General features: G+C 64.0%; 21 protein-coding genes and 1 pseudogene. 7 read left to right on the forward strand and 15 right to left on the reverse strand.

The genetic code is table 11. The features are described from left to right. Positions 1 to 76: 76 nt before the first annotated feature. The gene (locus AC3WL2_RS19215; protein WP_102684586.1) at positions 77 to 934 is read left to right on the forward strand and encodes an SDR family oxidoreductase; all 858 of its coding nucleotides are present in this window, start codon (positions 77 to 79) and stop codon (positions 932 to 934) included. 46 nt (positions 935 to 980) lie between these two features. Here AC3WL2_RS19215 and AC3WL2_RS19220 read toward each other — a convergent pair whose 3' ends face one another. The 5 genes from AC3WL2_RS19220 to AC3WL2_RS19240 all read right to left on the reverse strand — a co-directional run bounded on the left by AC3WL2_RS19220 (position 981) and on the right by AC3WL2_RS19240 (position 5,707). After that, positions 981 to 1,706, reverse strand: coding sequence for a hypothetical protein (locus tag AC3WL2_RS19220; RefSeq protein ID WP_102684585.1), 726 nt, complete (start codon positions 1,704 to 1,706; stop codon positions 981 to 983). 54 nt (positions 1,707 to 1,760) lie between these two features. Continuing rightward, positions 1,761 to 2,141, reverse strand: coding sequence for a RidA family protein (locus AC3WL2_RS19225; protein WP_102684584.1), 381 nt, complete (start codon positions 2,139 to 2,141; stop codon positions 1,761 to 1,763). 23 nt (positions 2,142 to 2,164) lie between these two features. After that, positions 2,165 to 4,273 (reverse strand): bifunctional GTP diphosphokinase/guanosine-3',5'-bis pyrophosphate 3'-pyrophosphohydrolase, encoded by a 2,109-nt coding sequence (gene spoT / locus AC3WL2_RS19230; protein WP_102684583.1) that lies wholly within the window; start codon positions 4,271 to 4,273, stop codon positions 2,165 to 2,167. Between the two features lie 59 nt (positions 4,274 to 4,332). Next, a complete protein-coding gene (rpoZ, locus tag AC3WL2_RS19235; protein ID WP_008091595.1) occupies positions 4,333 to 4,596 on the reverse strand; it encodes a DNA-directed RNA polymerase subunit omega in 264 nt (87 codons plus the stop codon). A 235-nt stretch (positions 4,597 to 4,831) separates the two neighbouring features. Next, positions 4,832 to 5,707, reverse strand: coding sequence for a LysR family transcriptional regulator (locus AC3WL2_RS19240; protein ID WP_102684582.1), 876 nt, complete (start codon positions 5,705 to 5,707; stop codon positions 4,832 to 4,834). 207 nt (positions 5,708 to 5,914) lie between these two features. Between AC3WL2_RS19240 and AC3WL2_RS19245 the strand changes: the two genes are divergently transcribed. The 3 genes from AC3WL2_RS19245 (at position 5,915) to AC3WL2_RS19255 (ending at position 9,729) form a co-directional block, all read left to right on the forward strand. Then, the gene (locus tag AC3WL2_RS19245; RefSeq protein ID WP_102684581.1) at positions 5,915 to 7,297 is read left to right on the forward strand and encodes a glutamine synthetase family protein; all 1,383 of its coding nucleotides are present in this window, start codon (positions 5,915 to 5,917) and stop codon (positions 7,295 to 7,297) included. Between the two features lie 4 nt (positions 7,298 to 7,301). After that, the gene (locus AC3WL2_RS19250; protein ID WP_102684580.1) at positions 7,302 to 8,075 is read left to right on the forward strand and encodes a gamma-glutamyl-gamma-aminobutyrate hydrolase family protein; all 774 of its coding nucleotides are present in this window, start codon (positions 7,302 to 7,304) and stop codon (positions 8,073 to 8,075) included. A gap of 112 nt (positions 8,076 to 8,187) precedes the next feature. Beyond that, entirely contained in the window at positions 8,188 to 9,729 is a 1,542-nt protein-coding gene (locus tag AC3WL2_RS19255; protein WP_046857590.1) for an APC family permease, read from the forward strand. A 132-nt stretch (positions 9,730 to 9,861) separates the two neighbouring features. On the opposite strand, the gene gmk is transcribed toward AC3WL2_RS19255, so the two are convergent. Continuing rightward, positions 9,862 to 10,482: a guanylate kinase gene (gmk, locus tag AC3WL2_RS19260; RefSeq protein WP_102684578.1), complete on the reverse strand. Its 621-nt coding sequence runs from the start codon at positions 10,480 to 10,482 to the stop codon at positions 9,862 to 9,864. A 13-nt stretch (positions 10,483 to 10,495) separates the two neighbouring features. Further along, on the reverse strand, positions 10,496 to 11,359 hold the full coding sequence (locus tag AC3WL2_RS19265; RefSeq protein ID WP_102684577.1) for a YicC/YloC family endoribonuclease: 864 nt from the start codon (positions 11,357 to 11,359) through the stop codon (positions 10,496 to 10,498). 225 nt (positions 11,360 to 11,584) lie between these two features. Here AC3WL2_RS19265 and rph point away from each other — a divergent pair, with 225 nt between their 5' ends. Both rph and AC3WL2_RS19275 read left to right on the forward strand, forming a co-directional pair. Beyond that, entirely contained in the window at positions 11,585 to 12,307 is a 723-nt protein-coding gene (rph, locus tag AC3WL2_RS19270; RefSeq protein ID WP_046857587.1) for a ribonuclease PH, read from the forward strand. Positions 12,308 to 12,331: 24 nt separating this feature from the next. Then, complete coding sequence (locus AC3WL2_RS19275; protein ID WP_102684576.1) at positions 12,332 to 12,700, forward strand: DUF4870 domain-containing protein; 369 nt, start codon at positions 12,332 to 12,334, stop codon at positions 12,698 to 12,700. Between the two features lie 47 nt (positions 12,701 to 12,747). On the opposite strand, the gene crc is transcribed toward AC3WL2_RS19275, so the two are convergent. Continuing rightward, positions 12,748 to 13,527 carry a catabolite repression control protein Crc gene (gene crc / locus AC3WL2_RS19280; RefSeq protein WP_023629898.1) on the reverse strand — a complete coding sequence of 260 codons (780 nt, stop codon included), beginning with the start codon at positions 13,525 to 13,527 and terminating at the stop codon, positions 12,748 to 12,750. 80 nt (positions 13,528 to 13,607) lie between these two features. On the opposite strand from crc, the gene pyrE reads away from it, so the two are divergent. Beyond that, positions 13,608 to 14,249: an orotate phosphoribosyltransferase gene (gene pyrE, locus AC3WL2_RS19285; RefSeq protein ID WP_102684575.1), complete on the forward strand. Its 642-nt coding sequence runs from the start codon at positions 13,608 to 13,610 to the stop codon at positions 14,247 to 14,249. A gap of 56 nt (positions 14,250 to 14,305) precedes the next feature. Here pyrE and AC3WL2_RS19290 read toward each other — a convergent pair whose 3' ends face one another. From AC3WL2_RS19290 to dut, 7 genes and pseudogenes are all read right to left on the reverse strand, one after another. Then, a complete protein-coding gene (locus AC3WL2_RS19290; protein ID WP_102684807.1) occupies positions 14,306 to 14,512 on the reverse strand; it encodes a hypothetical protein in 207 nt (68 codons plus the stop codon). A 137-nt stretch (positions 14,513 to 14,649) separates the two neighbouring features. Further along, entirely contained in the window at positions 14,650 to 15,309 is a 660-nt protein-coding gene (locus AC3WL2_RS19295) for a DUF799 domain-containing protein (RefSeq protein WP_102684806.1), read from the reverse strand. Continuing rightward, positions 15,306 to 15,674: a DUF4810 domain-containing protein gene (locus tag AC3WL2_RS19300; RefSeq protein WP_102684805.1), complete on the reverse strand. Its 369-nt coding sequence runs from the start codon at positions 15,672 to 15,674 to the stop codon at positions 15,306 to 15,308. The genes AC3WL2_RS19295 and AC3WL2_RS19300 overlap by 4 nt, the downstream gene beginning before the upstream one ends. A 30-nt stretch (positions 15,675 to 15,704) precedes the next feature. After that, the gene (locus AC3WL2_RS19305) at positions 15,705 to 16,385 is read right to left on the reverse strand and encodes a CsgG/HfaB family protein (protein ID WP_102684804.1); all 681 of its coding nucleotides are present in this window, start codon (positions 16,383 to 16,385) and stop codon (positions 15,705 to 15,707) included. Between the two features lie 206 nt (positions 16,386 to 16,591). Beyond that, positions 16,592 to 17,497, reverse strand: coding sequence for an acetylglutamate kinase (gene argB, locus AC3WL2_RS19310; RefSeq protein ID WP_023629901.1), 906 nt, complete (start codon positions 17,495 to 17,497; stop codon positions 16,592 to 16,594). A gap of 30 nt (positions 17,498 to 17,527) precedes the next feature. Next, a pseudogene (locus AC3WL2_RS19315) lies at positions 17,528 to 18,901 on the reverse strand (phosphomannomutase/phosphoglucomutase); the annotation flags it as partial. Between the two features lie 135 nt (positions 18,902 to 19,036). Then, a complete protein-coding gene (gene dut / locus AC3WL2_RS19320) occupies positions 19,037 to 19,492 on the reverse strand; it encodes a dUTP diphosphatase (RefSeq protein WP_102684802.1) in 456 nt (151 codons plus the stop codon). Position 19,493: the final 1 nt, after the last annotated feature.

Raw genomic sequence — 19,493 nt, forward strand, 5'->3', positions numbered from 1 at the left:
GCGCTTTTTTTAACCTTTGTCTAGCCGCTGATCGCTAAATCCGGTTAGCGTGAACCTTTGGATTTGGAGTTTCATGATGTCGGACCTGAGTGCGTTGATCGTCGGCTGCGGCGATGTGGGAGGCCGTCTGGCCCGCCAGTTGCTCGCCGATGGGTGGCAGGTCGATGGCCTGCGCCGGTCGGTGCGGGACCTGCCCGAAGGGGTGCGGCCCGTTGCCGCCGACCTGTCGAACCCGCGCCTGCCGGAAGCGTGGCCCACGCGCGCGCCGGACTACCTGGTGTACTGCGTGGCGGCCAGCCAGCATGACGAAGCGGGCTACCAGGCCGCCTATGTCGACGGTTTGCGCCATGTGCTCGATTGGTTGAAAACCAAGGGTCAGCGGCCGCGTCGCCTGCTGTTCGTTTCCAGCAGCAGTGTCTATGCACAACAGGATGGTGAGTGGATCGACGAGAGCGCAGCCACCGCACCTGAGGGGTATTCAGGCAAGGTGATGCTCGAAGCGGAGCGCCTGGCGCTGGGTAGCGGCATCCCCGCCAGCATCGTGCGCCTGACCGGCATCTACGGACCGGGACGTGAGTGGTTGCTGAGCCAGGTACGCCAAGGCTACCGAGTGGCCGAGGAGCCGCCATTGTACGGCAACCGCATTCACGCCGAGGATGCCGCTGGTTTGCTGGCGCACCTGCTGCAGGCCGATGCCCGGGGTGTGGTGCTGGACGACTGCTATATCGGTGTCGATGACGACCCGGCAGCGCTGGCTGACGTGGTGGGCTGGCTGCGCGAGTACCTGGGGGTCACCGAGTGGTCGGACCAGCAGCGGGTGCGGCGTACCGGCAGCAAGCGTTGCAGCAATGCGCGGGCGCGGGCGCTAGGATGGGGGCCGCAGTATCCGAGTTATAAAGAAGGCTATGCGGCCATTCTCCAAGGGCGTGGTTGAGAGAGCCGGCCCCATCACGGGGCCAGTCGGGTCGCCGCGCTGATGGCTAATCCTTTTCCAGCACCCACTGCCGGGCGCCGGCAGTCAGTTGCGGCATCTCATCCGGCTGGGCGCGGTTGACTGCCTGGAAGATCTCCAGGGTGTCGCCATCGCGCTTGAAGATCCACGGGGCGCCACGCTGGTTGCGCTCCAGCCACAGGCTGTCGTTGCCATCGCCCATGGTCGCGCAGTCACCCGCCAGGCACAGGGCAAAGCGGTCCGGGCCGGGCAGGCCGGTGACGTTGCCGGTATCGCTGAAGCGCACCAGCGCGCCCTTGCCCTGGCCCTCGACGATCTTCCAGTCGCCGCCCAGGTATTGCTGATACAGCGCCTTCTCGAAGCTGCCGCCCAGTGCAGCGCCTTCTGACGCCTTGCTGCGCACGAAGGTCTGCTCATGGCCGGAGGGGTCGATCGCCACGAGTTCGTCGCCATCGAGCTTGAGCTGTTCGGTCAGGTCGCCTTCGAAGGTGACCTGCCAGTCCTTCTCGTTGGCGCTCAGGCGCCCGTCGGCGGCCTCGAAGCCATTGCTGAAGCTGGCCTGCTGGTTCTTGACGTCGATCTTCCACTCGAACACCGGGCCCTTGGCATCCAGGGCCTGGCGCAGGCTGGTGCCTTTGCTGGCGGCATCGATGGCGGCCTGGTTGATCCAGGTGCCGTTGAAATCTTCAGGCTTGTGGCTGGCGCAGCCGCCCAGGAGCAGGGCTGCCAGCGTGAGAGGCAATGCGTGGCGCATGGTGAAAACCTTGAGGCAGGAGGGGGTGACGGGCCTCGGCCCGTCACCGGGGTATTACTCGAGGACCAGGATGGCGTCCATCTCGACCTGGGCACCCTTCGGCAGCGCGGCCACGCCGATGGCGGCGCGGGCCGGGTAAGGCTGTTCGAAGTAACGGCCCATGATCTCGTTGACCTTGGCGAAGTGGCTCAGGTCGGTGAGGAAGATGTTCAGCTTGACGATGTCCTTGAACGAACCGCCAGCAGCTTCAGCCACCGACTTCAGGTTCTCGAACACCTGGACGGTCTGGGCTTCGAAGCCTTCGACCAGCTCCATGGTCTTCGGGTCGAGAGGGATCTGACCCGACATGTACACGGTGTTGCCAGCCTTGATCGCTTGCGAGTAGGTGCCGATGGCGGCAGGGGCTTTTTCGCTGGTGATGACGGTCTTGCTCATGATGACTCCTTGCGGTTGGCGGACTACGCACGCATCCGGGTGATGCGGACCACGCCGGTCAAGGTGCGCAGCTTCTTGATCACACGGGCCAGGTGCACGCGGTCGTGCACGCTGACCACCAGTTGGACCACGCTGATACGGCCGTCGCGTTCGTCCATGCTGATTTTCTCGATGTTGCCGTCGGCGGCATTGACGCTGCTGGCCAGCAGGGCGATCAGGCCGCGCTGGTGTTCCAGCTCGACGCGCAGCTCGACGTTGAACTCGCCGGTGATGTCCTTGGCCCAGGAGAGCTGCAGGCACTTTTCCGGGTTATGGCGGACTTCACTGATGTTACGGCAGTCTTCCAGGTGCACGACCATGCCTTTGCCCGCCGACAGGTGGCCGACGATCGGGTCGCCCGGGATCGGCGTGCAGCATTTGGCGTAGCTGAGCACCAGGCCCTCGGTACCGCGGATCGCCAGCGGGCCTTCCGGGGCCGGAAGCTGCTCGCCTTCGGCGGACAACAGGCGTCGGGCGACCACGTAGGCCATGCGGTTGCCCAGGCCGATGTCTTCGAGCAGGTCCTCGACCAGCTCCAGGCGATACTCGGTGAGGATCGACTGGATACGCTCCTGGGGAATCTTTTCCAGGCTGCTGTCGAAGCCGGTCAGTACCTTGTTCAGCAGGCGCTCGCCAAGGCTGATGGACTCGGAGCGGCGCTGCTGTTTGAGAGCGTGGCGGATGTGCGTGCGCGCCTTGCCGGTGACCACGAAGTTGAGCCAGGCCGGATTCGGCCGGGCGCCCGGTGCGCTGACGATCTCGACGGTGGAGCCGCTCTGCAGCGGCTCGGACAGCGGCGCCAGGCGGCGATTGATGCGGCAGGCGATGCAGCTGTTGCCGACGTCGGTGTGCACCGCGTAGGCGAAGTCGACCGCGGTGGAGCCTTTGGGCAGCTCCATGATCCGGCCTTTGGGGGTGAAGACGTAGACCTCGTCCGGGAACAGGTCGATCTTCACGCTCTCGATGAATTCCAGCGAGTTGCCGGCGCGCTGCTGCAGCTCGAGGATGCCTTTGACCCATTGGCGGGCGCGGGCATGGCTGCCTTTTGGCTGCTCTTCCTCGTTGGACTTGTACAGCCAATGCGCGGCGATGCCATTGTTGGCCATCTCTTCCATTTCGCGGGTGCGGATCTGGATTTCGATGGGCACGCCGTGCATGCCGAACAGCGTGGTGTGCAACGACTGGTAGCCGTTGGCCTTGGGGATCGCGATGTAGTCCTTGAAGCGACCCGGCAGTGGCTTGTACAGGTTGTGCACGGCGCCGAGCACGCGGTAGCAGGTGTCGACCTTGTCGACGATGATGCGGAAGGCGTACACGTCCATGATCTCGGTGAAGGCGCGGCGTTTGCCGCGCATCTTCTTGTAGATGCCATAGAGGTGTTTCTGCCGGCCGCTGACCTCGCCTTCGATACCGTCGGCGGCCAGGCAGTTGGCCAGCGAGGTCTCGATCTTGGCGACGATTTCCTTGCGGTTGCCGCGCGCGGCCTTCACCGCCCGGTGGATCAGCGACGAGCGCATCGGGTGCATGGCCTTGAAGCCGAGGTCCTCGAATTCCACGCGCACGGTGTGCATCCCCAGCCGGTTGGCGATGGGGGCGTAGATTTCGAGGGTTTCCTTGGCGATGCGCCGGCGTTTCTCGCCGGAGAGCACTTCCAGGGTGCGCATGTTGTGCAGGCGGTCGGCCAGCTTGACCAGGATCACGCGGATATCGCGGGCCATGGCCATGGCCATCTTCTGGAAGTTCTCGGCCTGCGCCTCGGCCTTGGTCTCGAAGTTCATCTGGGTCAGCTTGCTGACCCCGTCGACCAGTTCGGCGACGGTCTCGCCGAATTGCTGGCTCAAGGCTTCCTTGGCGATGCCGGTGTCTTCGATCACGTCGTGCAGCATGGCCGCCATCAGGCTCTGATGGTCCATGTGCATGTCGGCGAGGATGCTGGCGACCGCCAGCGGATGGGTCACGTAGGGCTCGCCGCTGCGGCGGCGCTGGCCATCGTGGGCCTGTTCGGCGTAGAAGTAGGCCCGACGAACCAGGTTGACCTGTTCGGGGCCCAGATAGGTCGACAGCCGTTCGGCGAGGGCTTCTATACCCGGCATGGTTTCACCTCTTGCAGTAGAAGAGGGCCTTGCGCCGCACGGTGTCGACTGGGCATCAATCAGACGGCCTCGTTGTTCTCGTCCTCGAACGCGGCGAATACCGGATCCTCGGTGACGATCTCTTCGGCGGCGATGAACTCTGGCGTGACGATGCCTTCGGCGATTTCACGCAGGGCGACGACGGTAGGCTTGTCGTTTTCCCACGCAACGCGTGGCTCTTTGCCGCCGGTAGCCAGCTGGCGGGCGCGCTTGGTCGAGAGCATGACCAGCTCAAAGCGGTTATCCACGTGTTCCAGGCAGTCTTCAACAGTTACGCGGGCCATGGTCTTCCTCAGTAGCAAATGCGGTTAGGCGTGCAGCCCAGAATGGGCAGGCGGACTCGATAGTTTAAAAAATCACCAGCCAATAGGGAAGGACTGTTTTATCGGGTGGCCTTCCTCCGATGCTGTTGGAATCGCTTTGCGGGCCCTGTGGAAGCGGACTTGCCCGCGAAGCAGCCCGTGTCCTGATTCGGACGATAACGGTTCTTGTTGCCCGAAAACAACCGTCCTTGGCGCGTTAACGCAACATTGCGTCGCGCAGGCGCGGGGTCAGCTCCTCGAACAGCGTCTGCACCGAACGCAGGGCACGGCAATCGGGCCGCGTCAGCAGCCACAACTGGGTGTCGCAGCCGGGCAGCGGGCCGCTCAGCGCCTCGACGCCGGGCAGGTCGTGGACCATGTAGTCGGGCAGCGCCGCCACGCCCAGGCCGGTGGTCACCAGTTGGGCGATGGTCGACATGCCGCTGCACTGGTAGCGCGGGATCAGGCCGGGATGCTGCTGGTTGCGCCAGACCACGGTGGCGTGGTCCTGCATGGAATCGTCGGGGGCGATCCAGGGCACACTCAGGGGCGCCTCCTGCAGCCGCTCGCGCAGCGCCGGCTGGCCGCAGACCACGTAGGAGGTCGAGCCCAGGCAGCGCCCGACAAGATGCTCCGGCGGCGTGTTGGTCAGGCGCAGGGCGATGTCGGCATCGCGACGGCTGAGGTTGGCGAAGGTGTTGGAGGTGCCCATCTCCAGCGACAACGCCGGATAGTTGGGCATGAACTCGGCCAGCGCCGGCAGCAGCAGGCTGTGCAGCACGGCCTCGGTGCAGGTCAGGCGCACGGTGCCGCTGACCACCTGTTCGCCGCTGGTCAGGGCGATGCGCGCCGCATCCAGTGCCTGTTCGGCGCGCTCGGCCTGCTCGGCCAGGGCCTGGGCGGTGTCGGTGGGCAGGTAGCCTTTACGGCTCTTGACGAACAAGGCGGTGCCCAGCGCCGACTCCAGCCGGCGGATCGAGCGGAACACCGTCGAAACGTCGACCTTGAGCAGTTCGGCTGCCTTGGCCAGCGAGCGGCCGCGCTCCAGTGCCAGGACCAGGGAAAGGTCCGCATGGTTGATCTGATATTGCATCGGTGCACGCTCTGCTTGCCTAAATGCCAATGTCTGTTGCGTTTTGGCCATTTTATAGTGGAACGGCCCCCGGGAATCAATGCAGCCGGTCGGCAACCAGCCCCCAACGATGGGCCAGTGAAAAGAACAACAGCAGCACCATCGTCGCCCTACAAGGCGTCATCCGCAGTTCCCACATCGCCGCTCCGAATCAAAGGATGTACAGCCATGACGTCGGTCTCCCCGTGCGCCAGTTCTTCCCGCGAGATGAATGAATTCCTGGATGCCCATCCGGATACCCAGTACGTCGACCTGCTGATCTCCGACATGAACGGCGTGGTGCGCGGCAAGCGCATCGAGCGCGCCAGCCTGCACAAGGTGTACGAGAAGGGCATCAACCTGCCGGCGTCGCTGTTTGCCCTGGATATCAACGGCTCGACCGTCGAAAGCACCGGGCTGGGCCTGGACATCGGTGACGCCGACCGCATCTGTTTCCCGATTGCCGGCACGCTGTGCGACGAACCCTGGCAGAAACGCCCGACCGCCCAGTTGCTGATGACCATGCATGAGCTGGACGGCGCGCCGTTTTTCGCCGACCCGCGGGAAGTGCTGCGCCAGGTGGTGAGCAAGTTCGACGACCTGGGCCTGGATATCTGCGCCGCGTTCGAGCTGGAGTTCTACCTGATCGACCAGGACAACCTCAACGGTCGCCCGCAGCCGCCGCGCTCGCCGATTTCAGGCAAGCGCCCGCAGTCGACCCAGGTGTACCTGATCGATGATCTCGACGAATACGCCGACTGCCTGCAGGACATGCTCGAAGCTGCCAAGGAGCAGGGCTTGCCGGCTGACGCCATCGTTAAGGAAAGCGCCCCGGCGCAGTTCGAGGTGAACCTGCACCACGTCGCCGACCCGCTGAAGGCCTGTGACTATGCGATCCTGCTCAAGCGCCTGATCAAGAACGTCGCCTACGACCATGAGATGGACTCCACCTTCATGGCCAAGCCCTATCCGGGCCAGGCGGGCAATGGCCTGCACGTACACATTTCGTTGCTGGACAAGAAAACCGGCAAGAACATCTTCGCCAATGCCGACCCGCTGCAAAGCGACGCCCTGCGCCACGCCATTGGTGGCGTGCTGGAAACCATGCCGGCATCGATGGCATTCCTCTGCCCGAACATCAACTCGTACCGTCGCTTCGGTGCACAGTTCTATGTGCCCAACGCGCCGAGCTGGGGCCTGGACAACCGCACGGTGGCTGTCCGCGTGCCGACCGACAGCAGCGAGAACGTGCGCATCGAGCACCGCGTGGCCGGCGCCGATGCCAACCCGTACCTGATGCTCGCGGCGATCCTCGCCGGCATCCACCACGGCCTGACCAACAAGGTCGAGCCGGACGCGCCGATCGAGGGCAACTCGTACGAGCAGTTGGAGCAGAGCCTGCCGAACAACCTGCGTGATGCCCTGCGCGCGCTGGATGACAGCGAAGTCCTCAACCAATACATCAGCCCGGACTACATCGACATCTTCGTGGCCTGCAAGGAAAGCGAGCTGGCCGAGTTCGAAGTGTCGATCTCCGACCTCGAGTACAACTGGTACCTGCACACGGTGTAAGCCCATGAGCGCAATTGCGGTCCCCTTGATCGGTGTCAGCGCCTGCCGCCAGCAGGTGGGGAAGAACTCGTCGCACACGGTGGGCGACAAGTATGTCGAGGCCGCGGGCTTTGCCGGGCTGCCGCTGATCCTGCCGGCCCGTGACGGCGGCAGCGACACGCAGACGCTGCTGGCCAGGCTCGATGGCATTCTTTTTACCGGTTCGCCTTCAAATGTCGAGCCGCATCATTACAATGGCGCGCCCAGCGCGGAAGGCACCCGGCACGATCTTGCACGTGACCGCCTGACCTTGCCGCTGCTGCAGGCGGCCATTGCCGCGGGTGTGCCGGTGTTCTGCATCTGCCGTGGCTTCCAGGAACTGAACGTGGCCCTCGGTGGCAGCCTGCACCAACGGGTGCAGGAATTGCCCGGCTACCTGGACCACCGCGAACCTGAGGACGCACCCCTGGAGGTGCAATACGGCCCTCGTCACCCCGTCGGCATACAGCCGGGTGGGGTGCTCGAGCGCCTGGGCCTGGCTGCGCGGTTCGAGGTCAACTCGCTGCACAGCCAGGGCATCGACCGCCTGGCCCCGGGCCTGCGCGTCGAGGCACGGGCCCCGGATGGCCTGATCGAAGCGGTGTCGATGCCTGATGCGCCGGGCTTTGTACTCGGCGTGCAGTGGCACCCTGAATGGCGTTTCGCCGAAAACCCGGTTTCGCTGCGCCTGTTCGAGGCGTTCCGCGAGGCCTGCATTGCCCATGCTGCACGGGAGGGTGTGCGCCAGAAGATCCTCTGACGTCACCCGGTAGTCTCGGATGACCCACCCCGGCAGTGAGCTTTCAATGAGTGGAAGCGGGCCCGCTACGGCGGGCCTGTGAAAACAATTCCAATAGTTACGGCAAATACTCATGAGCGATTACACAGAAGCCGGCCGCCCCCCCGACGTGGCGGCCGACTCGGGCAACACCCAGCGCAGCAAGGGCCTGGCCAAGGGCCGCCTCGGTCTGCTGGCCAGCGTCGTGCTGGGCATTTCCACCATTGCGCCGGTCTACACCCTGACTGGCGCGCTCGGCCCGACCGTGCGTGAAGTCGGCGCCCACCTGCCGGCGGTGTTCATCGTCGGCTTCCTGCCGATGCTGCTGGTCGCCCTGGGCTACCGCGAGCTGAACTCGGCGGAGCCCGACAGCGGCACGTCCTTCACCTGGTCGGCCCGGGCCTTCGGCCCGATGATCGGCTGGATCGGCGGCTGGGGGCTGGTGGTCGCCACCACCATCGTGCTATCCAACCTGGCAGGCGTGGCGGTGGACTTCTTCTACCTGTTCCTGGCCCAGATCACCGGCAACCAGGAGCTGGCCGCGTTGGCGGACAACCTGTTGATCAACGTCACCACCTGTTGCGTGTTCATCGCCCTGGCGGTGTGGATCTGCTGTCGCGGCATGGCCACCACCATGACGGTGCAGTACGGCTTGGTGGCCTTGCAGTTGCTGGTGCTGATCGGCTTCGCCTTCGCAGCGTTCGGCGAGACCACCGCGCCGCCGCCGCTGGCGTTCGACCTGGCCTGGTTCAACCCGTTCGGTGTCGAGTCGTTCTCGGCCTTTGCCGCCGGCCTGTCGTTGTCGATTTTCATTTTCTGGGGCTGGGACGTGTGCCTGACCGTCAGCGAAGAGTCGATCGGCAGCGATGAAGTACCGGGCAAGGCGGCAACCTGGACCGTGCTGCTGATTCTCGGCCTGTACCTGCTCACCGCCATCGCCACCCTGCAGTTTGCCGGGATCAGTGAGCACGGCCTGGGCCTGAACAATCCGCGCATCCAGGAGAACGTGTTCGCCCACCTGGCCGGCCCGGTCATGGGGCCGCTGGCGATCCTGATGTCGATCGCGGTGCTGGCCAGCACCGCCGCCTCGCTGCAATCGACCTTCGTCTCGCCGGCGCGCACCCTGCTTGCCATGGGTTACTACGGCGCAGTGCCGCAACGCTTCGCCACTGTTTGCCCGCGTTCGCAGACGCCGCGCTACGCGACCATCTGTGCCGGTATTGCCGCAGGCCTGTTCTACGTGACCATGCGTACCCTCAGCGAGAACGTGCTGGCCGACACCATCACCGCCCTGGGCATGATGATCTGCTTCTACTATTCGCTGACCGCCTTCGCCTGCGTGTGGTACTTCCGCCGCAGCCTGTTCGACAGCGTGCGCCACTTCTTCATGCGCGGTGTGTGCCCGCTGGTGGGTGGTCTGATCCTGTCGGTGATCTTCCTGCGCACGGCGATCGACAGCGCCTCGCCGGACTTCGGCAGTGGCTCGCATGTTGGGGGGCTGGGGCTGGTATTCGTGATCGCGGCGATCATCTCGGCGCTGGGCATCGTGCTGATGCTGCTGTCGCGGCTGCGTGCGCCGGCGTACTTCCTGGGGGCTACCCTGCGTCAGCAGGCCACTATCCAGTTGCAGGAATAACAGCTGGGGGCGCTTTGCGCCCCATTCGCTGGCAAGCCAGCTCCCACAGGTACGATGCTTGACTCGAGGTGGCGTGATCCATGTGGGAGCCGGCTTGCCGGCGAATGGGCCTCGCAGAGACCCCGGCTGTCTTCAGCCGACCAGTTGTTTCAGCAGCGCCTCATGGCGCTGTTGTTGTTTCTTGAGCAGTAGCCGGTTCGAGCGGAACACCGCTTTCAGGTCATCCAGCGCCACATCGAAGTCATCATTGATGATGACGTACTCATATTCGTCGTAGTGCACCATCTCGCTGACCGCCTCTTTCATCCGTCCGGCGATGATTTCCTCGCTGTCCTGGCCGCGGCCGTCCAGACGTTGGCGCAGGGCCTCCTGGCTTGGCGGCAGGATGAAGATCGAACGCGCCTCGGGCATCAGCTTGCGCACCTGCTGGGCACCTTGCCAGTCGATCTCCAGGATCAGGTCGTAGCCCTGGTCGAGGGTTTCCTGCAGGGCGCTGCGCGAAGTACCGTAGAAGTTGCCGAACACTTCGGCGTGCTCGAGGAAATCGCCCTGGGCGATCAGTGCCTTGAACTCTTCGTGGACGACGAAGTGATAGTTGACCCCGTGTTCCTCGCCCGGGCGCATGGCGCGGGTGGTGTGGGAGACCGAGACGCGGACGCGCTCGTCGTCCTTGATCAGGGCCGTGACCAGGCTGGTCTTGCCGGCGCCGGACGGGGCCGAGACGATGTAGAGGGTGCCGCTGCTGTGGTTCATGGTAGGGGTGGCCTTACTCGATGTTCTGTACTTGTTCACGCATCTGTTCGATCAGCACCTTCAGGTTGACTGCCGCCTGCGTGCTGCGTGGGTCGAATGCCTTGGAGCCAAGGGTGTTGGCTTCGCGGTTGAGCTCCTGCATCAGGAAGTCCAGGCGCCGGCCGGCGGCGCCGCCCGACTTGAGTACCCGGCGTACTTCGGTGACGTGAGTGCTGAGGCGGTCCAGCTCTTCGGCGACGTCGCTTTTCTGCGCCAGCAGGACCATCTCCTGTTCCAGGCGTTGTGGGTCGAGCTCGGCCTGCATGTCGCTGAAGCGGTCGAGGACCTTCTGCCGCTGTGCGGCGAGCATCTGCGGCACCAGGGCGCGCAGGGTGGCGACTTCGCCGGCCATGCTGTCCAGGCGCTCGTTGATCAGCCGGGCCAGTTCGGCGCCTTCGCGTTGGCGGCCGGCTTTGAGTTCGGTCAGGGCTTCGTCGAACAGTGCGATGGCTTCGGCATTGAGCGCTTGCGGGTCGGTGGCGTCGGCCACCAGCACGCCCGGCCAGGCCAGTACTTCAAGCGGGTTGAGCGGTGCCGGTTGCTTGATCAGGCTGGCGACGGTTTCGGCGGCGGCGACCAGTTGCGCGGCACGTTCGCGATCGACCTGCAGTGGCTTGCCGGTGCTGTCCTCGCTCAGACGCAGGGTGCACTCGACCTTGCCGCGCGAGAGGCCTTGGCGCAGGCCTTCGCGTACGGCGCCTTCGAGGTCGCGCAGGGCCTCGGGCAGGCGCAGGTGGGGTTCGAGATAGCGGTGGTTGACCGAGCGCAGCTCCCAGACCAGGGTGCCTTGGCTGCCAGCGCGCTCGACACGAGCAAAAGCGGTCATGCTATGCACCATGGGGAGTACCTCGCGTATTCAGGTGGACGGAGAGCCTGTCGGCTGCAAGGCGCAGGATTGTAGCGCAGTGCGGCGTGGGCGCCCAATCCAGCCATGCTAACGGTCGCCCCGAAACCTGTCGGAAAACACGACAGGCTGCGCAAGCGCGACGACAGGCGTGCCTTCGCCGGGCGTCGGGCTCTATAATGCTCGGCAGATTCAAATGTCCCCGTACAGGTATTCCAGATGAAACGTCCAAGTGGTCGCGCCGCCGATCAGCTCCGCTCGATCCGCATTACCCGCAACTACACCAAGCACGCCGAAGGATCGGTTCTGGTCGAGTTCGGTGACACCAAGGTCATCTGCACGGTCAGCGTCGAGAACGGTGTTCCCCGCTTCCTCAAAGGCCAGGGCCAAGGTTGGCTGACCGCCGAGTACGGCATGCTGCCGCGCTCCACCGGCGAGCGTAACCAGCGCGAGGCCAGCCGTGGCAAGCAAGGCGGCCGCACCCTGGAGATCCAGCGCCTTATCGGCCGCTCCCTGCGCGCTGCGCTGGACATGAGCAAGCTCGGCGACATCACCTTGTACGTCGACTGCGACGTGATCCAGGCCGACGGCGGCACCCGCACTGCCTCGATCACCGGCGCCATGGTTGCCCTGTGCGACGCCCTGGCGGTGATCAAGAAACGTGGCGGCCTCAAGGGTGGCAACCCGCTCAAGCACATGATTGCCGCGGTATCGGTGGGCATGTACCAGGGCGAGGCCGTGCTCGACCTCGACTACCTCGAGGACTCCGCCGCCGAGACCGACCTGAACGTGGTCATGACCAGCGCCGGTGGTTTCATCGAGGTACAGGGCACTGCCGAGGGCGCGCCGTTCCAGCCTGCCGACTTCAACGCCATGCTGGCGCTGGCGCAGAAGGGCATGGACGAGATCTTCGAACTGCAGAAAGCGGCGCTCGCCGACTGAGCAGACGCCAGGGAGGTGCGGGACATGAACGATTCGGATCTACCGATCACCCCGCCCAGCGCCGATGTCCGGCAATGGGCGATGTTCTGCCACCTCTCGGCGCTCCTGGGGCTGGTGCTGCCCCTTGGGCATTTGCTGGGCCCGCTGGTGCTGTGGCACCTCAAGCGCGAGCAGGATCCGTTCATCGATGCCCAGGGCAAGGAGACGTTGAACTTTCAAATCAGCGTGACCATCGCCGGCTTCGTCTGCTTCCTGCTGATGTTCGTGTTCATCGGCATCCTGCTGTTCGCCGTGCTGATGGTGACGGTGCTGATCCTGATCATCCTGGCAGCGGTCAAGGCCAATGAAGGGCAGCCGTATCGCTATCCCTTCATCTGGCGGCCGATCAGATAGACACAAAAAAGCCGACCTGATGGTCGGCTTTTTTGTGCGTGCCATTCTCAGATGGTCAGCGTCCAGTCGTAGTCCACGATCAGCGGCGCGTGCTGGGAGAAGCGCGGCTGGCGCGGCAGGCGGGCGTTGCGCACGAAACGGCGCAGGCCTGGGGTGAGGATCTGGTAGTCGAACCGGTAACCCAGGTTGAGCATCTCGGCCTGCTCGTTGTCCGGCCACCAGCTGTACTGGTCGCCTTCACGGCTGACTTCGCGCAGGGCATCGACGTAACCCATGTCGCCGACGATGGCGTCCATCCAGGCGCGTTCGGGCGGCAGGAAGCCCGGCGACTGCTGGCTGTCACGCCAGTTCTTGATGTCGAGCTTCTGCTGCGCCACGTAGAACGAGCCGCAGTAGATGTACTCGCGACGCTTGCGGCGTTGCTTGTCCAGGTACTTGGCGAAGTCGTCCATCAACTTGAACTTCTGGTTCAAGTCTTCGTCCCCGTTCATGCCCGAAGGCAGCAACAGGCTGGCAATACTGACTTTGTCGAAATCTGCTTGCAGATAACGCCCGTAGCGGTCGGCTGTCTCGAAGCCCAGGCCGGTGATGACTGCCTTGGGCTGCATGCGCGAGTAAAGTGCCACGCCACCTTGGGTGGGCACCTCCGCGTCGCAGGCGTAAAGGAAATAGCCATCGAGCTGGAAAGCTGGGTCGTCGAGTTCAAAGGCCGAGGCGCGGGTATCCTGAAGGCAGATGACGTCGGCATTCTGGGCTTGCAACCAGCTGAGCAATCCACGCTCGGCCGCAGCCTGAATGCCATTTACGTTCACACTGATGATCCGCATAAATGGCCCCAAAAATCTCGTGCGTGTATGATACCCGAGCTCAACACATTTAGCTAAATCCGTGGTGTCCGGGACCTTTCATGCAGCCGTATCAGCGCGACTTCATCCGTTTTGCCATCGATCGCGGCGTTCTGCGCTTCGGTGAGTTCACCCTGAAATCGGGGCGTACCAGCCCGTACTTCTTCAATGCCGGCCTGTTCAATACCGGGTCCGCCCTGGCGCAGCTGGGACGTTGCTACGCGGCGGCCATCGTCGACAGCAAGATCCCCTTCGACGTGCTGTTCGGCCCGGCCTACAAGGGCATTCCCCTGGCGGCGGCCACTGCCGTGGCCCTGGCCGAGCAGCACCAGCTCGACGTGCCGTGGTGCTTCAACCGCAAAGAGGCCAAGGACCACGGCGAGGGCGGCAGCCTGGTCGGCGCCCCGCTGGCCGGTGACGTGCTGATCATCGACGACGTGATCACCGCCGGCACCGCGATCCGCGAGGTCATGCAGATCATCAACGCCCAGCAGGCCAAGGCCGCCGGTGTGCTGATCGCACTGAACCGCGAAGAGCGCGGCAATGGCGCGCTGTCGGCGATCCAGGAAGTCGAACGCGACTTTGGTATCCCGGTGGTCAGCATCGTCTCGCTGACCCAGGTGCTGGAGTTCCTGGCCGACGATCCGCAGCTCAAGCAGCACCTGCCGGCGGTCGAGGCCTACCGCGCGCAGTACGGTATCTGACCGGCCCGCAGGCACGAAAAAGGCGACCTTCGGGTCGCCTTTTTCGTGCCTGCGGTTCAGCTGCGGTTCGGGTAAGGGTCCTGCACGGCATCACCGACGCCGGTGAGGATCTTCCAGCCACGCTTGGGGTGGGTGCCGGGGGTGAAGTCAGGGTAGGGAGGCATCGAGGTCTTGCCCTGGTTGGAGTACTTGCGTCCGCAGTCGGCGCATTCGTAGCTGCCTGCGGAAACATCGCTGCCATATTTGACCAGTTCTTTCTGCATCGCTGTATCTCCGATGGGGTGGAGTTGGAATGCTAGTCGGCTGGCAGAGATGCGTGTTGTAGTGCCTGTCCGTGCTGGCGGTAGGATTTTTCCGAACTGGAAAAGAAAGGCGGCCCTTGGGCCGCCTGCGCGTCGTGTCAGTCTGTGCCGTACTTCGGCGAACGTGGCCCGTAGAGGATCCCGCCATTCGGGTAGGGCGTCAGCAGGCGTGCGCTGGTCATCCCGGCGATCGGGTAGCCGGCATCATCCTGCACGCTGCTGATGATCTGGTTGATGGCCGCCGCCACCAGCATGCCGATCAGGCCACCCTGGTTCTGCTTGCCTTCCTCGCTGGAGGCCGTGGCACTGCCGGTCCACAAGGTGGCACCGGTCTTCAGGTCGACCAGTTTGGCGCTGGCGGTGACGATGGTCGCGCTGCTCAGCACCATGTAGCGGGTGCCGTAGTCGCTGACGGTCACGTACAGGCCGGCGTCGGCGCCGAAGATCTCGTTCAGCTTGGTTGTGGGCAACTGGTGGATATCGGCCGGCGTGGTCAGGCCGTTCTGGCGGAACGTCTCGTCCACCAGCGCCACCGGCATCACGTAGTAGCCGGCCTCGGCCAGCGGATAGGTGACCTGGGACAGCATGCTGTAGGTGGCCTTGACGTCGGGCGACTCGTTCAGCGGCGGCAGGATCAGGATCGACTTCGGTCGGCTCTGCTTGTAGGCCGAATAGTCGATGCTCTTGCGCTCGGCGCAGCCGGCGAACAGGGCCAGCACGCAGGCGCCGACGATCAGTTGGGTCAGGCGCTTGATCATTGCTGGGCTCCCTTGCTGGCGTTGCTCATCAGGAAGTCCATGTAGGCCGCCGACTCAGGGAACAGCGCTTTTTCGGTACGGAACTGCTGGATCATCTGGTCATCCTTGCCCAGGCTGGAGTACAGCAGGCCCAGCTGCGCGTGGTAGCCCGGTGGCACTGCGCCGTTCTTGGCCTTGATCTTCTCCAGGTCGCGCTCCAGGGCGGTGACCTGTTCTTCCTTGGCGTCACCTTTGAGGTAGCCGTATACCTGGGGCTGGTAGCTTTCCCACTGGTACAGGGTCTTGGGCGAATTGCAGCCGGCCAGCAGGACGCTGCCCAGCAGCAGCCCGGCGACAGTGCGCCAGGCCGGGTAGGTGATGCTCATCGAACGGTCTTCCTTGTCGTGTTGTGCTTGTTATTGCGCCTGTGGTTTCCACTGGCCGCTTTCGACTGCGCCCACCAGCTTGTTGACAGCTTCGCGCATGGCCAGGTCGAGCACTTTGCCGTTGAGGGTCGAGTCGTAGCTGGCGGTGCCGCCGAAGCCGATGACTTCACGGTTGGACAGGGCGTATTCACCGGCGCCCTGGCTCGAATAGACCACTTCGGATGTGCTGATGTTAACGATGTTCAGGGCGACCTTGGCGTAGGCGATCTGGGTCTTGCCGCGGCCGAGGATGCCGAACAGCTGGTGATCGCCGACTTCCTTGCGGCCGAACTCGGTGACGTCGCCGGTCACCACGAAGTCGGCGCCCTTCAGGCGCTGGGCCTGGCCCTTGATGGCCGCTTCCTGCTGGATCTCGCCCATGTTGTCGCGGTCCAGCACGTTGAAGCGGTTGGTCTGCTGCAGGTGGGTGATCAGGATGGTCTTGGCCTGGCCGCCGAGGCGGTCGACGCCGTCGGAGAAGATGCCGCGCATGTAGCTGGAGCGGTTGTCGAACTTGCCCACGGCGATCGGCGTGCGCACGCCGCTGTAGGGACGACTGACGCTTTCGACCTGTTGCACGGCAACAGCGGTGGAGGTTTCGGTGGCACAGCCGGCGATGGACCCGACAGCCAGGGCGGCTGCCAGCACGAGTCCTTGTGATGCGTATTTCACGCGTGTTCTCCAGGTAAATAGAAACTATTCGTAACGAGCAAGCATGCTGTCACGTTGTTTCGGCAGTCTACCGGGATTCTTGATAGTCAAACATCAAGGGTAATGGCTATAAGCCATCTTTTTGAGTGGGCGGGGATGGATGCATCGCGGGGCAGGCCTGCTCCCAGCTGGGAGCGGGCCTGCCCCGCGATAGGATTACAGCTGGATCAGCGTGGTTTGCGGTTGCTGATCAGCGTGCCCACGCCGCTGTCGGTGAAGATCTCCAGCAGCACGGCATTCGGCACGCGACCGTCGATGATGTGCGAGCTGTTCACGCCACCCTGGACGGCATCCAGTGCGCACTTGATCTTCGGCAGCATGCCGCCGTAGATGGTGCCATCGGCGATCAGTTCGTTGACCTGCTCGGTGCTCAGCCCCGTGAGGACCTCGCCCTGCTTGTCCATCAGGCCGGCGATGTTGGTCAGCAGCATCAGCTTCTCGGCCTTCAACGCTTCGGCCACCTTGCCGGCCACGAGGTCGGCGTTGATGTTGTACGACTCGCCGTTGGCGCCCACGCCGATCGGCGCGATCACCGGGATGAAGTCACCCTTGACCAACATGTTCAGCAAGTCGGTGTTGACGCTGACGACCTCGCCGACATGGCCGATGTCGATGATTTCCGGGGTAGTCATCTCCGGCGTCTGGCGGGTGACGGTGAGCTTCTTGGCGCGGATCAGCTCAGCATCCTTGCCGGTCAGGCCGATGGCGCTGCCGCCGTGGCGGTTGATCAGGTTGACGATGTCCTTGTTCACCTGGCCGCCCAGGACCATTTCCACCACGTCCATGGTCGCCGCGTCGGTCACGCGCATGCCATCGATGAAGTGGCTGTCTATCGACAGGCGCTTGAGCAGGTCGCCGATCTGCGGGCCGCCACCGTGCACCACCACCGGGTTGATGCCAACGGCCTTCATCAGCACGATGTCACGGGCGAAGCCGGTCTTGAGCTCCTCGCTCTCCATCGCGTTGCCGCCGTACTTGATCACCAGGGTCTTGCCGACGAAGCGGCGGATGTAAGGCAGTGCTTCGGACAAAACCTCGGCTACATGGGAAGCGGCATCGCGATCGAGGGTCATGCAGGGCTCCAGGTAAGGAACGGATAGTCGTCAGAACGGCAGTTGCAGGCCTGGTTGGACCCGCAGCAGCTGCGTGCGGAATACAGCCTTGATTCGGTCGAGTTCTGCGGCGCTGTCGGCCTCGAAGCGCAGCACCAGCACCGGTGTGGTGTTGGAGGCGCGAACCAGGCCCCAGCCGTTGGGGTAGTCGACCCGCACACCGTCGATGGTGGTCAGGCTGGCTTCGCCCCAATCGGCGTCGCGTTGCAGTGCATCAATGATGCTGAATTTACCCTCGTCGGTCACATCAATGTTGATTTCCGGCGTGGAAATATCATTGGGGAACGCGGCGAACAGGCTTTCGGCGTCCTGCCCGGCCTTGCTGAGGATCTCCAGCAGGCGCGCGGCGCTGTAGATGCCGTCGTCGAAACCGTACCAGCGCTCCTTGATGAAGATGTGCCCGCTCATCTCGCCGGCCAGCAGCGAGCCGGTCTGTTTCATCTTCTTCTTGATCAGCGAGTGGCCGGTCTTCCACATCAGCGCGCGGCCACCGTGCTGTTCGATCAGCGGGGTCAGGCGGCGCGTGCATTTGACGTCGAAGATGATCTCGGCGCCCGGGTTGCGCGACAGCACGTCCTGGGCGAACAGCATCAGCAGGCGGTCGGGGTAGACGATGCTGCCGGTGTTGGTCACCACACCTACGCGGTCACCGTCGCCATCGAAGGCCAGGCCGATATCGGCGCCGGTCTCTTTCACCTTGGCGATCAGGTCCTCCAGGTTCTCGGGCTTGCCCGGATCCGGGTGGTGGTTGGGGAAGTTGCCGTCGACTTCGCAGAACAGTGGGATCACCTCACAGTTCAACGCTTCGATCAGTTGCGGAGCGACCACGCCGGCCGCGCCGTTGCCGCAGTCGACAACCACCTTCAGGCGCTTGGCCAGTTTCACATCGGCGACGATCTGCTGGAAGTAGCGCTCAAGGATCTCGACCTTTTCCACGCGGCCATCGCCACGGGTCAGGTCATTGGTCTTCAGGCGGGTCAGCAGGGCCTGGATCTGTTCATTGGCCAGGGTGTCGCCGGCGATGACGATCTTGAAACCGTTGTAGTCCGACGGGTTGTGGCTGCCGGTGAGCATCACGCCCGACTTGCCGGCCAGCACATTGGCGGCGTAGTACAGCGCCGGGGTCGGCACCAGGCCGACATCGCTGACCTGACAACCGGCGTCGGCCAGGCCCTTGATCAGTTGCTCGACCAGCATCGGGCCGGACAGGCGACCGTCGCGGCCGACCGAGATCTGCGGTTCGCCCTGGGCGAGGGTCTGGGCGCCAATGGCGCGGCCGATCCAGTAAGCGGTCTCGGCATGCAGGGTCTTGCCGACCACGCCACGGATGTCATAGGCGCGGAAGATACTGTCGGGCAGTGCGGGGACCAGCTGGGCCATGTCGTTCATCTCTGGGGACTCCAAGTATTCAAAGGCTTCTGGGCAGGCACAAACTGAACGCTTGGACGGTGGTTTCGCCGCAGAGTTCGCCATCCATGGCCCGAACGGTCTGTCGTCGGCTCAGCGGGTGCCCGAATGGCCGAAGCCGCCGGCGCCACGCTGGGTTTCGTCGAACTGCTCGACGATATCGAAGTGCGCCTGCACCACCGGCACCAGGATCAGCTGCGCGATGCGCTCGCCGACGGTGATGGTGAACGGCGTGCTGCCGCGGTTCCAGCAGGACACCATCAGCTCGCCCTGGTAGTCGGAGTCGATCAGGCCGACCAGGTTGCCCAGTACGATGCCGTGCTTATGGCCCAGGCCTGAGCGCGGCAGGATCATGGCCGCCAGGCCCGGGTCGCCGATGTACACCGACAGGCCGGTGGGGATCAGCAGGGTCTGGCCTGGCTCGAGGACGGTGTCTTCTTTGAGCAGGGCGCGCAGGTCGAGGCCTGCCGAGCCTGGAGTGGCGTACTGCGGCAGGGGGAATTCGGTGCCCAGGCGAGGGTCGAGGATCTTGGCTTGAAGAGCGTGCATG

This window comes from Pseudomonas sp. FW305-96, assembly GCF_058783825.1.